Origin of the sequence: Dyadobacter chenwenxiniae (assembly GCF_022869785.1) — a bacterium.
GTDB classification, from domain to species: Bacteria; Bacteroidota; Bacteroidia; order Cytophagales; family Spirosomataceae; genus Dyadobacter; species Dyadobacter chenwenxiniae.
The window spans coordinates 2,693,043-2,708,477 of the sequence record NZ_CP094997.1 but is presented as its reverse complement, the minus strand read 5'-3'; the positions used below and the strand labels follow the sequence as shown (position 1 = coordinate 2,708,477).

16 protein-coding genes are annotated in these 15,435 nt (G+C 44.7%); 13 read left to right on the top strand and 3 right to left on the bottom strand.

Translation table 11 applies throughout. The features are described 5' to 3' along the window. The first annotated feature begins 32 nt into the window (after positions 1-32). The 12 genes from MUK70_RS11170 (at position 33) to MUK70_RS11115 (ending at position 9,061) form a co-directional block, all read left to right on the top strand. The gene (locus tag MUK70_RS11170; protein ID WP_234658648.1) at positions 33-482 is read left to right on the top strand and encodes a (2Fe-2S)-binding protein; all 450 of its coding nucleotides are present in this window, start codon (positions 33-35) and stop codon (positions 480-482) included. 17 nt (positions 483-499) lie between these two features. Continuing rightward, positions 500-1,867, top strand: coding sequence for an NAD-dependent succinate-semialdehyde dehydrogenase (locus tag MUK70_RS11165; RefSeq protein WP_234658647.1), 1,368 nt, complete (start codon positions 500-502; stop codon positions 1,865-1,867). A 24-nt stretch (positions 1,868-1,891) separates the two neighbouring features. Next, a complete protein-coding gene (locus tag MUK70_RS11160; protein WP_234658646.1) occupies positions 1,892-2,569 on the top strand; it encodes a type 1 glutamine amidotransferase domain-containing protein in 678 nt (225 codons plus the stop codon). Between the two features lie 10 nt (positions 2,570-2,579). Next, a complete protein-coding gene (locus MUK70_RS11155; protein WP_234658645.1) occupies positions 2,580-2,885 on the top strand; it encodes a putative quinol monooxygenase in 306 nt (101 codons plus the stop codon). A gap of 7 nt (positions 2,886-2,892) precedes the next feature. Then, on the top strand, positions 2,893-3,924 hold the full coding sequence (locus MUK70_RS11150; protein WP_234658643.1) for a proline iminopeptidase-family hydrolase: 1,032 nt from the start codon (positions 2,893-2,895) through the stop codon (positions 3,922-3,924). A 67-nt stretch (positions 3,925-3,991) separates the two neighbouring features. After that, positions 3,992-5,017 carry a bestrophin family protein gene (locus tag MUK70_RS11145; protein WP_234658641.1) on the top strand — a complete coding sequence of 342 codons (1,026 nt, stop codon included), beginning with the start codon at positions 3,992-3,994 and terminating at the stop codon, positions 5,015-5,017. A gap of 43 nt (positions 5,018-5,060) precedes the next feature. Next, a complete protein-coding gene (locus MUK70_RS11140; protein ID WP_234658639.1) occupies positions 5,061-5,813 on the top strand; it encodes a putative quinol monooxygenase in 753 nt (250 codons plus the stop codon). A gap of 33 nt (positions 5,814-5,846) precedes the next feature. Beyond that, positions 5,847-6,662: a DJ-1/PfpI/YhbO family deglycase/protease gene (locus MUK70_RS11135; protein WP_234658638.1), complete on the top strand. Its 816-nt coding sequence runs from the start codon at positions 5,847-5,849 to the stop codon at positions 6,660-6,662. Positions 6,663-6,711: 49 nt separating this feature from the next. Then, positions 6,712-7,140: a cupin domain-containing protein gene (locus MUK70_RS11130; RefSeq protein ID WP_234658636.1), complete on the top strand. Its 429-nt coding sequence runs from the start codon at positions 6,712-6,714 to the stop codon at positions 7,138-7,140. Between the two features lie 34 nt (positions 7,141-7,174). Beyond that, positions 7,175-8,158, top strand: a complete 984-nt coding sequence (locus MUK70_RS11125; protein ID WP_234658634.1) for an aldo/keto reductase — start codon at positions 7,175-7,177, stop codon at positions 8,156-8,158. A 2-nt stretch (positions 8,159-8,160) separates the two neighbouring features. Next, the gene (locus MUK70_RS11120; RefSeq protein WP_244784802.1) at positions 8,161-8,310 is read left to right on the top strand and encodes a helix-turn-helix domain-containing protein; all 150 of its coding nucleotides are present in this window, start codon (positions 8,161-8,163) and stop codon (positions 8,308-8,310) included. Beyond that, complete coding sequence (locus MUK70_RS11115) at positions 8,303-9,061, top strand: LysR substrate-binding domain-containing protein (RefSeq protein ID WP_244784800.1); 759 nt, start codon at positions 8,303-8,305, stop codon at positions 9,059-9,061. The genes MUK70_RS11120 and MUK70_RS11115 overlap by 8 nt, the downstream gene beginning before the upstream one ends. Here the strand turns inward: MUK70_RS11115 and MUK70_RS11110 are convergent. Beyond that, complete coding sequence (locus MUK70_RS11110) at positions 9,056-10,657, bottom strand: Na+/H+ antiporter (RefSeq protein ID WP_234658632.1); 1,602 nt, start codon at positions 10,655-10,657, stop codon at positions 9,056-9,058. The two genes, MUK70_RS11115 and MUK70_RS11110, sit on opposite strands and share 6 nt — an antisense overlap. Continuing rightward, positions 10,657-11,469 (bottom strand): SDR family oxidoreductase, encoded by an 813-nt coding sequence (locus MUK70_RS11105; protein ID WP_234658631.1) that lies wholly within the window; start codon positions 11,467-11,469, stop codon positions 10,657-10,659. The genes MUK70_RS11110 and MUK70_RS11105 overlap by 1 nt, the downstream gene beginning before the upstream one ends. Positions 11,470-11,724: 255 nt before the next feature. Between MUK70_RS11105 and MUK70_RS11100 the strand changes: the two genes are divergently transcribed. Next, on the top strand, positions 11,725-14,151 hold the full coding sequence (locus MUK70_RS11100; protein WP_234658630.1) for a histidine kinase dimerization/phosphoacceptor domain -containing protein: 2,427 nt from the start codon (positions 11,725-11,727) through the stop codon (positions 14,149-14,151). Between the two features lie 710 nt (positions 14,152-14,861). Here MUK70_RS11100 and MUK70_RS11095 read toward each other — a convergent pair. Then, a complete protein-coding gene (locus tag MUK70_RS11095) occupies positions 14,862-15,050 on the bottom strand; it encodes a hypothetical protein (protein ID WP_234658629.1) in 189 nt (62 codons plus the stop codon). Positions 15,051-15,435: the final 385 nt, after the last annotated feature.

Sequence of the window (15,435 nt, the reverse complement as noted above, 5' to 3'; positions counted from 1 at the left end):
TTTAATAACATTCCTTAAAACAGAAGACAACTATGATCACGCTAAAAGTGAACGGGGACAATCATACATTGGACGTGCCGGGCGAAATGCCAATCCTATGGGTAATCCGTGACGTACTGGGTCTGACAGGAACAAAATTCGGCTGCGGCGCGGCGCAATGCGGGGCTTGTACGGTGCATCTGGATGGGGACGGAATACGGTCCTGCATCACGCCGGTGTCCCGCGCAGCCGGGAAAGAAATCGTTACCATTGAAGGCCTGAATAATCACGTAGGAGACTCACTCCGGTCGGCCTGGGCGGAAGTGGACGTTCCGCAATGCGGTTATTGCCAATCGGGGCAGATCATGGCAGCTTCCATTCTCCTGACGGAAAATCCGGCACCCAATGATCAGGACATTGACCGGGCTATGTCAGGAAACATTTGCCGATGCGGCACTTATCAGCGAATCCGGGCCGCAATCCATCTTGCAGCAAAAAGCTAACTTCTAAACATTGAGCTATGAGTATTATATCAATCAATCCAACCAATGGCAGCCAGATAAAAACCTATACTGACCTGGGTTTTGAGGAAACCGTCCAAAAGATCGAGCGTGCGAACACGGCATGGGAAAGTTGGAAAAAATCCACCCGTGAAACACGCAATGCACTGCTTATTTCCATGGCAGGTGTATTAAGAAAGCGCAGTCAGGAATTGGCTGTACTCATGGCCACTGAAATGGGGAAACCTGTCACGCAAGGACTTGATGAGGTTGAAAAATGCGCCCGTTGCTGCGAGTATTATGCGGAAAACGCCGAAAAGCATCTTTCAGACAGGATTATTGAAACAGAAGCTTCTAAAAGTTACGTCACCTTTCAGCCGATTGGCGTAGTGTTGGCAGTCATGCCCTGGAATTTTCCCTTCTGGCAGGTTTTCCGGTTCCTGGTGCCGGCGCTGGCTGCTGGTAACTGCGGCGTGCTGAAACACGCATCCAATGTGCCGGGCTGCGCATTGGCTATTGAGGAAATAGTAAGGCAAGCCGGTTTCCCGGACGATGTCTTTTTGACGTTACTGGTTGGGAGCGACAAAGTTTCGAAAATCATTGAACATCCTTTGATTAAAGCAGTCACCCTCACGGGCAGCACCAATGCCGGTATCCAGGTTGCCACAAAAGCCGGGTCGGTTTTGAAAAAGACGGTTCTCGAACTGGGCGGAAGCGACGCCTATGTTGTGCTGGCAGATGCTGATCTTGAACTGGCAGCTGAATCCTGTGTGAACAGTCGCCTGATCAACGGCGGACAAAGTTGCATTGCAGGTAAGCGGTTCATTATTGAGAAAACGGTGATCGAAGAGTTTATCAAGCTTTTTTTTCAAAAAATGAAGGCGAAACGGGTGGGAGATCCGCTGGATGCCGCAACAGAAGTGGGACCTCAGGCACGCGCAGACCTCCGCGACGAGCTTCACGGCCAGGTTGAGAAATCGATTGAAAAGGGAGCAGTTTGCATTTTAGGTGGGGAAGTGCCACCCGGAAATAATGCATTTTATCCGCCCACGATGCTGATTAATGTAAAGCCCGGAATGCCGGCTTACTATGAAGAATTATTCGGACCGGTGGCTTCCATCATTGAGGCGGAAGACGAGGCCGACGCCATCCGTATTGCCAACGACAGCATTTTTGGATTGGGGTCAGCTGTTTTCACGCAAGACATAGCCAAGGGTGAGCACATTGCTGCAACAGAACTTCAGGCCGGTTCGAGTTACGTGAACCACCGTGTGGCTTCCGATCCGCGCCTTCCGTTCGGCGGGATCAAAACATCAGGTTACGGCCGCGAACTGAGCGATTTTGGCATCCACGAGTTTGTCAATGTGAAGACAGTTTATATCAAATAATGCAACCACTTAAATCCATTTATTATGAGGAGAAAAATTCTATTCATGGTGACCAGTGCGGCTGTGATCGGCCCGAAAAATCGCCCAACCGGCAGCTTGCTTACCGAGCTGGCGCATCCCTACGAAGCCTTTAAAAAGCAAGGGTATGACATCGATATTTACAGTGTAAAAGGAGGCGAAGCACCGATTGATATGGTCGAACTGGATGATCCCATCAACAGCGCCTTTTTGAGCGACGACGGATTGACTAAAATGAAAAGCACGGAAAGTATTGAAAACCTCTCCATAGCAGGATACGATGCAGTGTTCGTTCCAGGCGGCCTGGGGCCGGTTGCCGACATGACCGACAATCCACCTGTGCAGCAAATACTGGCGGATTTTTATGAAAGTGGCAAAGTAGTGAGTGCGGTTTGCCACGGTCCGGTTTCACTGGGTAATGTGATATTGAAAGATGGTTCTTACCTGGTCAACGGAAAAAATGTGACCGGGTTCAGTAAAGAGGAAGAAGAAAATTATGCGAAGGAAGATGTGCCTTTTGAGCTGGAAGATCTGCTGAAAGTTCACGGTGCCAATTATAGCTCCGTGGATCCCTGGCAGCCTTACAGCATCGCCGACGGAAGGCTTGTAACAGGTCAAAATCCGGCTTCGGCCCAGGGCGTTGCCGAGAAGGTGATTGCCATTTTAGAGTCAGCAGGTTCATAAATCAGCGATCATGAGCGCAACCACAATTACGACTTTTGCCAAATGGCAGGTCAAAAGTGAAAATCTCGAAACCGTGCTTCATTTGCTGGCAGACCTTTCTCAAAAAAGCAAAGCAGAAACGGATAATCTATTTTATCAGGTTTTCCAGGATAAGTCAAATCCTAATGTGCTTGTTTTATTTGAAAGTTATACAGACGAAGCCGCTCTGACTGCGCACCGGAATTCAGCGCATTTTCAGGAGATCGCCGTAAAGCAAATCATCCCGTTACTGGAAAACAGGGAGGTCGTACTGACCTCAGAATTAAATCTGAATTGAATAAATAATGCTGAGAATAAAACTCAAATACATCGTTCTGTTAATGGTCTTCGCGCTGGCCGCGTGCAGGGATAAGGAGCAGCAAAGCGAACATTTACTTGACTACTATGCCTCGGACACTTCGCAGGTGCAGACTGCCGGGGTTAAGATGATTCCAATCAAAACCCCGGCCGGTGTATACAAAGTTTGGACCAAACGGATCGGGAATAATCCCAAAATCAAGGTTTTGCTCCTGGCAGGCGGCCCGGGTTTTCCGCACGATTATCTGGAAGTTTTTGAAAGCTTTTTTCCAAAGGAGGGTATCGAGTTTTATTATTATGATGAACTCGGCTCAGGGAATTCTGACAAGTCAGTGGATTCAACCCGGTTTAGCGTCGATCGTGCAGTCGCGGAGTTGGAGCAGGTGCGGGAAGCATTGGGTTTGGATAAAGACAATCTCTACATTTTCGGGCATTCGTGGGGCGGCATTCTGGCCATGGAATATGCGCTGAAATACCAGCAGCACGTCAAGGGACTGATCATTTCCAATATGTCTTCAAGCGGGAAGGAGTTCAACCGGTACATTAAAGAAGTGCTCGTAAAACAGCTTCCGAAAGTCGCATTGGATAGCATTAACCTGCTGGCAGCCAGAAATGACTACGCCAATCCCAGATATACGGCATTGGTTACGAAACATTTCTATGGGAAGTTTGTTTGTCGGCTCCCGCTCGATCAATGGCCCGAGCCGTTTACCAGAGCACTAGGGAAGCTAAACCAGCCCTATTACTTGTCCATGCAGGGGCCGAGTGAGTTTGGTATCATCGGGAGTTTGAAGAATTGGGATATCAGCACAAGATTGAACCAGATCAAAGTTCCGGCCCTGATGATCGGTGCGAAATATGACGAGATGGATCCCAAGCACATGGAATGGATGAGCAAGCAAGTCGCAAACGGCAGATATCTGTATTGTCACAATGGAAGTCATCTCAGCATGTATGATCAGCAGCAAGTCTATATGAGGGGGATCATTCAGTTTCTCCGGGAGGGAAATGATGACTAATTGGGTGTTCGTATATCATTGTCCGTTCGCTCGAATCTTCGTGTAATATTTAATTTTCGTCGCGGTTATGATTGTCAGGAAAATGCTTTCTGTCAAAGCTATTTATGAGTTCACCGGCTATCATTTGTGGTGGCTCACGGGGTGGATGTCGCTGGTGGCTGTCCTGTATCATTTTACTGAATGCAGGTTGATGGCGCTTCCGTGGCTTCCGCTTCCGCTCATTGGCACTGCGGTTGCGTTTTATGTGGGTTTTAAAAATAATCAATCGTACGACAGGCTTTGGGAGGCGAGGAAAATATGGAGTGAAATGACGAATAGCAGCAGAAGATTGGGAACTCTAGCCCGCAATACCCGTTCGGGGGAGCTGGATGTGAGTGACAGCGTGGAGGTGAGAAGGCAGATTGTGTTCCGGCACATTGCCTATATTTATCAGCTTCGAAATCAACTGCTTGAACCCACTCCATGGGAACATGTCAGTTTGAAGGGGATTTTTGGATTGGGTAAAATCAACAGATTGAGGCGGGCAAGACTCGCTGCCATTTTTGAGAATGAGTTGCAAGAGGCAGCAGGGAGAGAATACATTTCCGAGGTGGAAAGTGATCAATTGAAGGAATATCAAAATGCGGCTGTACAATTGCTGAACCTGCAAACGGAAACGATCCAGAAGCTTTATGAGCGCAAAGAAATCACCATGATCCAGCAAATGCAGTTTCAAACGGCTGTGAATAGTTTCTATGATTGCCAGGGGAACCTGGAACGGATCAAGCAATCGCCATTGCCTCGAAAGTATGCCACATTCAGCTTTGTGTTCGTCTGCATTTTCATTTTTCTCCTGCCGTTTGGCATCGTTGGCGAGTTCGGTAAGATGGGCGCTGCCGGGGTCTGGTTAGCGATTCCGGTCGGGGCAATTATAGGCTGGATTTTCGTCGCCATGGAAATGACCGGTGACTATTCAGAGAACCCGTTTGAAGGCTTGCACAACGATACGCCGATGCTGTCCATTTGCAGGGAAATTGAGATTAATATGCTTCAAACCATAGGCGAAAAAGACATTCCGCGCCCGATTCAAGCCAGGGGAGATACAATTATTTGATCGGAGCATTATCATTTACATTGAATTTTTATCAACAAAAATTATGAAACCGAAAGCATTTTTTTCCATTCCACCACGGCCTCAATTGTTATTCTTTCTGCTGTTTATCCTGTGTATTTTCCAGGTAACTGCGCAAGACATTCAGCAAAACAATGTTGCCCGGATCACGCAATTTGAAGTGAAGGATGCGTATCAGGCTCAATTTAGAAAAGCATTGAGCGAATACGTTTTACATGCGCTCAGCTCAGGCAATAATGTCATGGCCGAGGCTTATTCAGAAAAGGAAAATCCCCGCTTGTTATGGTTGATTGAGAGATGGGATAACAAAGCTGCGCTAAGTCAATCAGCGAAGGATAAGCAGTTTACAGCTATAACCGCGCTTACTAAAGAAGCATTGCAGCAGCCTTCCAAAGTATTTAATGTAAAAGATCTGGAACCTCTCTCGAAACAGCAATGGAGAAGATCCGCAAGAAAGGAGGATAATCCACAGACGATGATGCTTTTTGTGAACTCAAAATCAGGCACAGCGCAGCGTTTCAAGGATGTATATCACGTAGCAATGCCCCAGTTTCGCCGTGAGAAAGGCGTAGTTACTTATCAGCTCTCACAACTGGAAAATGACAGCGAGCAATTTGTGACCTACGAAAAATTCAGGAGCGAAGCCGCTTTCCAGTTTCACTTGAAGTTCCCGCCAATCAAGCCTGTTGTTGATTATCTGGAAACAGACATTAAAGAAAAGCCTTTTCAAAAAGGACTGCACACACTCATTGAAATAGCTCCTCTCACCCGCGAATAGTACTAACTCAATTCAACATTAAATCATTTAAAAATGAAAGCAATCACAAAATTCATCTTGGCAAATCTATTGAGCTGCTTTATCCTGTTTAGTGCGCAAGCGCAGACAAATGCAAGAACTTCATCCGGCGGCGTTGATGAACTTGAAATTTTGAAACAACTCACTTCCACGGCTGTCGTGGCCGACCTGCCCGTTTACCAACTACTCAATGCTCCCGGAAATGAGCAATTGAAAGCATTCTTTTTCACGCCAGTCAAAGATCCTGCGGCTTTAAAAGGAAAGAGGATTGCGGTGATCGCGGCAGACGGCTTTGAGGAAATTGAAATGCTGGGACCAGTCTGGTATTTTAGGGCATTGGGCGCGAAAGTGGATATTGTGGCACCGAAATACAATCCTGCGCCCGAGCGCTATGGTTTGGGAACGCCCGAAATGGCCAAAGGTTATATTATGGCGATCCAGTATTTGCAACCTGTGGGCTGGGTAAAAGTGGACCGCACGGCCGATCAGATAAAAGTGGCCGATTATGACGCTATTTTCATTCCTGGCGGCGCTTGGAACCCGGATAACCTGCGCTTTGACAAAGATGTGATCAAATACATTCAGGATTTCAATAAGGCAGGAAAATTGGTCGCAGCCATTTGTCATGCGCCGGTTGTACTGGCAACTGCTGATATTTTGAAAGGCAAAAAGCTGACTGGCTACTGGAACGTCCACGCCGATCTTAAAAATGCAGGTGGCGTTTTGCAGGACGTACCCGTGGTAACAGACGGAAACTTGATCACCAGCAGGCACCCGATTGATGTTGCTGATTTTTCGAAGGCTGTGGAGCAGTGGTTATTGAAAAAATAGCTGTTCTCAATTCATTGACATCAGTTTTCATACTTAACATTCTTATCTGATGAAAGCGAAAGGAAAATTATCACTTTGCCTGCTTTGCCTCCTGCTTGGAAATCTACCAACACAAGCCCAGCAGCTAAAACACCTGGTGATTGACAAAATGGAAGCTAAGGCAATCTCTGACGGCATTACACTCAGATCTGAGTCGGGCGCCAACGGCACATTTGGTTATTTCGTTTTAAAAAAAGACGCAAGTGTTCCCATGCATAAGCACGTAAATGAGCAGTATTCTTTCATCTTAAAGGGTAGTGTAAAAGCAATAATCGGCGATACAACGATCATTATCAAAGCTGGTGAAGCTGTGCTGATCCCGGCTAATCTTCCACACAGTTTCACCAGCCTTGAAGAAGGGACTATTGATCTGGACTTTTTTGCTCCCCGCCGCGAGGATTGGATCAACGGCACAGCTGATTATTTCAAAAAGAAGTAAGTGGTAAAATTCATCACATTAAAATCCAGAAATTATGGAATACAGACAGTTAGGTAACTCGGCGTTGAAGTTATCCGCGATCACGTACGGAAGTTTTGCGATTGGCGGCACCATGTGGGGCGGAACTGAAAAGAACGATGCGCGAAAAGCAATCCTGACTTCAATTGATCACGGCATTACCACACTGGACACGGCGCCATTCTATGGATTTGGCCTGAGCGAAGCGTTAATCGGTGAGTCTATTAAGGACAGAGATCGTTCAGCAATTCAGATTCTTACAAAATTTGGGATGGTGTGGGACGGAAGTAACAATGGCAAAGGTGACTTTATGATGGATATTGATCAGGACGGTAAACAGTATCCGATCTATAAATATGCCTCGAAAGCCAACGTCATGAAAGAAGTGGAGGAAAGCCTGCAACGGCTGCGGACCGATTACATTGACCTGTTGCAACTGCACTGGCCCGATTCAACCACACCCATTGAAGAAACCATGGAAGCAATGCAGCTCCTGATCGATCAGGGTAAGATCCGCGCGGCAGGGGTTAGCAACTATAATGAAGTACAAATGTTGAAAGCGCAGGAACACATCAACCTGGCGTCTAACCAGGTGCCTTACAGTATGTTGAAACGACAGATAGAGGCGAAAGTAATTCCTGCGGCAGTCGAAAATCATATTGGCATTATTGCATACAGTCCGCTGGAAAGGGGCTTGCTGACCGGGAAGTTTTTCAACGGCAACGCGCTAAAATCCGATGATCACCGGAATGGATACTTTTCGCAATTTGATCTTGATAAGGTAAAATCTTTACTGGAACGCATTGAGCCAATAGCGCAAGAAAAAGGCGCCACCTTATCACAACTAGTGTTAAAATGGACAACACTTCAAAAAGGCGTTACCGTCGTTTTGGCGGGAGCCAGAAACGAAGAACAGGCCATTAGCAATGCTGGGGCGGTTGATATCGACCTCAGCAACGAAGAGCTGGATCAGATCAACCAAGCAGTTAATAGTTTGTAAATATGTTGAATCTCGAATGGTTTAGGACGTTTAAAGTGGTGTACGAGGTCGGCACATTGTCGGCGGCGGCGCAGTCGTTGTTTATTTCCCAGCCTGGGGTGAGCCTGCATTTGAGTGCGCTTGAATCCTACACCGGTTACCGCCTTGTTTGAACGAAAAAACAGGGGCGTCATACCAACAGACAGAGGCACGCTGCTTTACAATTACATCATTGGCCCGATGATCGGCCTGGAAGAAATTGAAAAGCTTTGCTACAAAAAATCGAAAACCAGCAGGGCGACGGTGAGTGTCGGAATGTGCTTTACAACGTTTCACTATACGCTTGAAGAGCATGTCGGACATTTACCGTTCAACCTGATTACAAAGTTTGGTGAATGTGCCCAACTGTTGAATGAGCTCAATGCCGGAGTGATAGACTTTGTAATTACTTCACAAACGCCGCCGTTACCGAACTTGGTTTACACACCATTTATGACCACACGCAATGTGCTGGTCTGTGGAGGTCAAACTGACATTAGTACACTTGAAAAACTGATTATTGCTAACCATCCCGAGCCAATCTCTGATTGGCTCGGGAATCAGGTTTGGTTTGCGACTTCCGCAGACATGGAGGCTGTAAAACGTTTTTGGCAAGTAAATTTTGAAGTATCACCTGACTTTAAGCCGAGTTTCGTTCTTCCGCATTACGGGTCTATTTTACGCAATCTCAAAAGTTGTAATGGCTTTGCAGTTGTTCCGGATTTTGTATGCAAGCATGAATTGGCGAATGGAACTGTGAAACTCGCATGGGAGGGAAGCCAACAGCCTGAGGATATGCTTCATTTTGCCAAAAGAAAAAATACATCTTATCCCAAAGAGCTCTTGCACCTGGAAAATTTATTGACCACAAACGGTCTTTCATAAATGATCTTCCAGCGTTTCTTCTTTAAGGTCCAGTCGCCGCTCCATAATCCGGATGACATCATCATCAAATTCGTCCCTGCGACAGAAATGAATCAAATGTCTTCTTTCATGTTCCAGAACCTCCATCATTACTTTATTAAAATGTCTGACCATCGCCCGCACTTTTTCCTTTTGATAGTCGTCATCCAGCCCCTCATAAACTCCTACCTTGAAAGCCATAAGTTCTAGTTTGTGCTGGATCATCCTGTTTTCCAGAGCATCTTTTGCATAACTGGAACTAAATTTATCATGCGCAGCATTGAATAAATATTTTTCAATAGCCATGAGCTGATCATGGTCTTCCACTTCGCCAGGAATTTTTTCTGGTTTGATAGTTTTGATCACCCAGGGAAGCGTCAGTCCCTGACCGACGAGCGTGACGATGATCACAATGTAGGTGATAAATAAGATCAGGCTGCGAAACGGAAATTCTCCACCGCCGGGAATGACAAGCGGAATGGATAATGCAGATGCAAGTGAAACGACGCCCCGCATGCCGATCCAGCTGATAATCATGGGGTTTCGCCAACCCGGATGCGGGACTGCCACTTTGATATACTTACTAATAAATGATGTAAAAATACCCGAAATATGTCCCGCGACCAGCCTCACCAGCATGATCAGTGCAGCAATGATTAATGCTATTTTCAGCGCTTCGGAAAGTGGGATATCCTTTAATCCCTTCATGATCCCAGGGAATTGTATGCCAATCAGAAAGAATACTATTGCATTCAGGATGAATGTGATCGACGGTAATATGGCGTTTGATTTCAGGCGGCTACTGTGCGGGAGGACAAAATGAGTCTGTGACGAAAGCAGCAATCCGGCAGTAACCACCGCAATCACCCCGGAAGATCCTAATTCTTCGGCAACAATGTAATTCAAGTAGGGGAGCACCAATAAAAGCGTAACATCCAGATCTGACGTAGTGGGCAACCACTTGTATAAAGCATAATAGAGCATTCCGATCGCTGCGCCAATCGCAATACCCGAAACGGTGATCACCGCAAACGTGCCAAGTGCTTCATACCAAACGAATTGATTGGAAACAACAGCCGCGAGTGCAAACCGAAATATTGTCAGGCTTGCTGCGTCGTTCAGCAGGCTTTCGCCTTCGAGGATGGAAACGAGGCCCTTGGGAAGTTTTAGTTTTTTCAGGATCGCGGTTGCCGCTGCTGCATCGGGCGGTGAAATGATGGCCCCGAGCAGAAAACCCTGGGCCATGGTGAAGCCCGGAATGAGCCAGCAGGAAACAATGGCAACAAATGTGGAAGTGAGCAAAACGTAACCAAATGCCATTACACTCACCATCCGCCGCCATTTCCAGAGCGCCCGCCATGAATATTGCTGCGCTGCGTCGAAAAGGATGGGAGGGAGGATAATCAAGAAAACAATGTCCGGATCGATTCGGACATTGGGGATTCCTGGTATGAAACTCAATGCTAACCCGGCTACTACAAGCAGGATCGGGTAAGCGATGGACAGCTTCCTGGCAATCAGCACCAGGAATGCTACCATCAAAACCAATGAAACATATATGATGAGATCGGTTTCCATCAAATCGTGTTTTCCCAAGCTTTGGCCTGTCCCTCTTTCAGCATATCCTCAACAAACTGAGGAAATACATTCCTGAATTTTCCGGTTTCGGCTGGAATGACGCGCACCATTTCATCGATCATATCCTGCGGGTCCAGCTTCCAATCCGGCGTATTAATTTGTTCATCAAAAGATGCTTTTAACGCGGCTTTTTTTGTGAAATTTTTAGCATCGTTCAACCAGCGGAATGACGTTTCGGACATTCTTTCATTGAAACCAGTAAAAAAAGCGCCCGGATTAATCGTCTGAACCTGAATGCCAAACGGTTCCAATTCTTCCTTCATGGATTCGGCGATGGCCTCCAAAGCATGTTTGGTAGAACAATAAATCCCAAAATGTGTCGGCGTAAACAACCCGCCCATAGAAGACAGCCAAACCACTTTACCTTTTCTGTTTTTTTCAATTAGGTTTGCAATGAACCGCTGAGTTAGGTCCAGCGGTGCAAAGACATTGGTTTCAAAATTCCTGCGAACAAGTTCCAGCGGAGTTTCAGACACCGGGCCCGTTTCTCCTATTCCGGCATTGTTGACCAGTATATCAGCATCCCATCGAAGTGCCGCACTAACGTCATACGGGTCTAAAATGTCAAGTCTTTCCACACGGAGGTTCTCTGTAATACCAAGTTCCCTTGCTTTATCGCGAAGGACGGTTACCTGTGGCCCGATGTGCACGCCGGCAAAAACTTCATGACCTAATTGAGCCAGTCCTATTGCGGTGCCTTCCCCTAAACCAGAACCTGCGCCCGTGATTAATATTCTTTTACTATTCGGCATGATGATGTGATTAAGTTATTGAAACTATACAGATTAAAGTTGTATTTTTAAATACTGAATGCAATCAAAGCTCGGTCGAATAGGCTGGAATTCAAAATAAGATGACTGATAGTCATTATTAGTTAACTGATAATATAAAAGCAATAAATCAGCGGTTGCATTCTCAATACTAGTATGATGCATTACTACATTAAAAGAATCTGTATTTTCTTTATTTTTATTTTGGCGAGCTCACCGTCTTCTTTTGCACAAAAAATGTGGGCCGAACAAACCAAATTGTTTGCACAATTACGAAATAGCAAGGCAGATACAAGGCGCGTTGATATTTTGCTCAAACTCGGCCGGTATTACATGCTAAGGGAATATTACGTGTACAGAACGGGCGACCCGAAATCACAGCTGGACAGTGCGTTGTATTTCTCTGACAAAGCACTTAGTTTAAGTAAAACATTGAAATATGAGCAAGGAACAAATGAGGCGGTTATTTTAAAAGCGGATGCCTTTATCAGGAGTCAAGATATGGGTTCTGCTCTTCGGATATTAAGTTCATTACAAAACGAAACCCGCTTTCGTTTGCTGGTAATTTTAGGACGTCACTATTTATTCCATATCCCCAGGACTCTCCGGGCGAAATCACATTTAGATAGCTCACTGCTTTTCTTAAATCAAGCCAATAAAATATCGTCAGTATTATTGTCTGATAAGTTACAGCCGGAACGTATACATGTAAAGGCAATGCAAAGCTTTATCCTGGAAGGTATCCACCCCAGTATAAAAATATATCTGGAATTAATCAGCAAAATTAATGCACCCGGAAATGAAGATCGCGAAGCATTGCTGTGGCATGAACTTACGACGCTTATTCCGTTGAGGGAAAAAAAGGGTTTGACGCGCTTGTATTGTTTCCAAAAGATGCGGGATTTGTACAAAAGAAATCACAATCAGGAAAGGGAAGCCTGGGTTTTAAAATCCATTGCAGATATCCATATCGTAAGTGGAATGCTGGATATGGCTGAAAGCGAATTGTTGGAAGTTCTTGCACTTTACGATGCCATTGGCTATCGCGAACTACATCATATCTATGACCTGCTGGCCATCACTTACCGCAGCAAGGGTGATTACGGCAAAAGTATTTTTTATGCAACGAAGGCTATTGAAAGTGTGGAAGCAACTAACGATTCTTCTTCGGCACTGACATTTTATGGCCAGCTAGCCGCGATGTATCGAGAGTTGGGACAATCGAACAAAAGCATCGAATGGTATTCTAAGTTGCTCGATAACAGGTCGTTTACAGCTGGTGAGAATCTTTTCAAATTCAGAGAGGCTGGCTTTTTCGCAAGGGAGCTCATTAAGTTGAAGAGGGAAAAGGAAGCGTTGGCTTACATGCTCAGTATTGAGTCTAAAAACAAGCCAGTCGGGATGCAGGCGGAAGCTTCGTTAATCAGTTCGCTGGCATTTTGCTATAAGGCCACAAGGCACGAGCGACAGGCAGATAATTATTACACCAGGCTAATAAAGCTTGCGAAAAAATTACCCAAGGACAATCAGGTTACAGCCAACGCTTATTACGAGATTGGTCAATATTTTATTAGTAAACATCAGTATGAGATGGCCTCGTCCTATTTGCGTAAAGCACTACATGAATCACCTGGATCCGTTTCAATTTCGTTAAAAAAAGATATTTATCTGTTACAATATAAAGCCGATTCCGGTTTGAATAATTGGAGTTCGGCTGCTAGAAATCTTTTAATACACAAACAGTTGAATGATTCCATTTTTAATGAGACAAAGAACTGGCAAATGGCAGAACTTCAAGTGCAATTCGAGACTGCCAAAAAGCAAAAGGATATTGAGCTGCTGAATAGTCAGAACAAGTTCCAACGAATCAAGGTTGAGGAGGCCAATAGGACAAAAAATATTTTGCTGGCTGCTGGTACATTGTTACTAGTCATTATAGGCTTATTATTAAATCGCTATCTCACAAAGCAGAAAAGCAACCGCATTCTTGAAGAAAAGAAAAAGGAATTGGATGAGAAAAATAAATTTCTCGAAACGCTTAATGCGGAGCAGGATAAGTTGCTTGAAGAAAAGCAATGGCTGATCAAGGAAGTGCATCACCGCGTGAAGAACAATCTCCAAATGGTGACAAGTTTACTCAACTCGCAATCGGTATATCTGGAAGATGATAAGGCAATTGTTGCTGTAAAAGATAGTCTGAGACGCATACAGGCAATGTCCCTGATTCACCAAAAACTTTATCAGGGTCCGAATACATCTGTTGTTTTTATGCCGGATTATATCAACGAATTGATAAATTATCTGCGCGAAAGTTTGGAGTCCAGTACACGGATTGTATTTGAACAGAGAATTGAACTTATTGATCTGGATGTTGCACAGGCAATTCCACTAGGATTGATCCTTAATGAATGTGTTGTTAATGCGATTAAATATGCATTTGTTAATCGCCAGGATGGGATTGTACGCATCGATTTGATGCGGGTGTCACCGGATCGTATAATGCTCAGCGTATCAGATAATGGAATTGGTTTGCCAGAGGGATTTGATGTAAACGAAAATAATTCACTCGGTCTCGATCTCATACGAGGATTAGCAAAACAAATCAACGGCGACTTTGTAATTGAAAGCCATAAAGGGGTGCACATTAAGCTTACCTTTACGTAACACAATCTAGAACTTTTCATCAGCCTAACCGTATGTGAGGGCTAAAAACATTTTGCGCCGTTCCGCTGGCGCCTGATCTAACCTTTGAATTCGATACGGGCTTTGCCTATCTAAACTAGAGAAAAGGAAGGAACTAATTTAAAAAAGTTAGAGGTAAAATCACGAATGTCAGCACCTATTCCACTCGCTAATGTCCATAGGTAGAACTGTGGATAGAACTTAGGAATATGAAATGAGAAATTTTTCTATATCATTTATTGTCAAGTGAGAAACACAGAATCAGGACCCTGGCAGCAGATTTGTGAAAGTATAAGTAAAGCTCACTTTGCACGTTCCGAATCTGAAGCTACATATTGTTTATTCTCCTTTATCACTAAGGTTTGATGCCATTTGACAGCATACATTTGAAATAGTAGAGCAAAAGATATACCTAAAAGACAGCACTTAGTTCAGGATCACAATGGCATTTTTCGTTTCATTAACAGAATATTTAGTCAAATTGGTCGCATTTTGAAGATCTACAACTGAATTAGATATCAAAAGAAGTAGTAGAAGCTGCTGGAGAATGCTTGGTAAATATGGCTGTTACTTCTAAAAAAGGAGATTTCTGTCCGAATAATGAGGCTTCTTTCAACGAAACCAGGGCTGGTACTCTTAGGACCACTGGCCAAGAAGCAATGGCCGCAGTTGCGATCTCAATATTTGCTTGATTATGGCACAATAATTTCAAATTCTCTTTGGTTAAGACCCTGCCAGACAAGACTTCCGTTATGCCAGATCTTTTCGGGAATCAGATTGGATGGGCTTTCTTGCCATTGAGTTTCAAGTGTATCCGATATGGGTTTGTTTCCAAGCTGAACTAATGTCAGTGTTTTTCGAAGTCCGATTTTTGAGTCCATAGTGACCATAAGGTAAATGTAACCTTCAATCGGATGTTTTTCGATAAGAAAGCTACCGCTGCTATTCGTTCTTGAATATAATATTTTGAAAGGCCACACTTGATTGATGTTATCTGGCGACATCAAATCATTTCCATTTTTGTCGAAAATGCGTATATCTACGCTTGTTGCTACGATTGTGCAGCACAGCATAGGTTTCTTTTCATCCTTTCTGCACCCTGTAAGCAATATTGACGCGAGTATGGCAAGGGGGCACAGTAAACTTTGTCATAGATAGATCGTTCAACTTTACATCCTAAGTTTAGGACTCACAAGATTTCCTAATTGTTATAAGACCTAGGCGGCATAATTCTGAAACTACTATGCAATAGATCACTGAACTTCA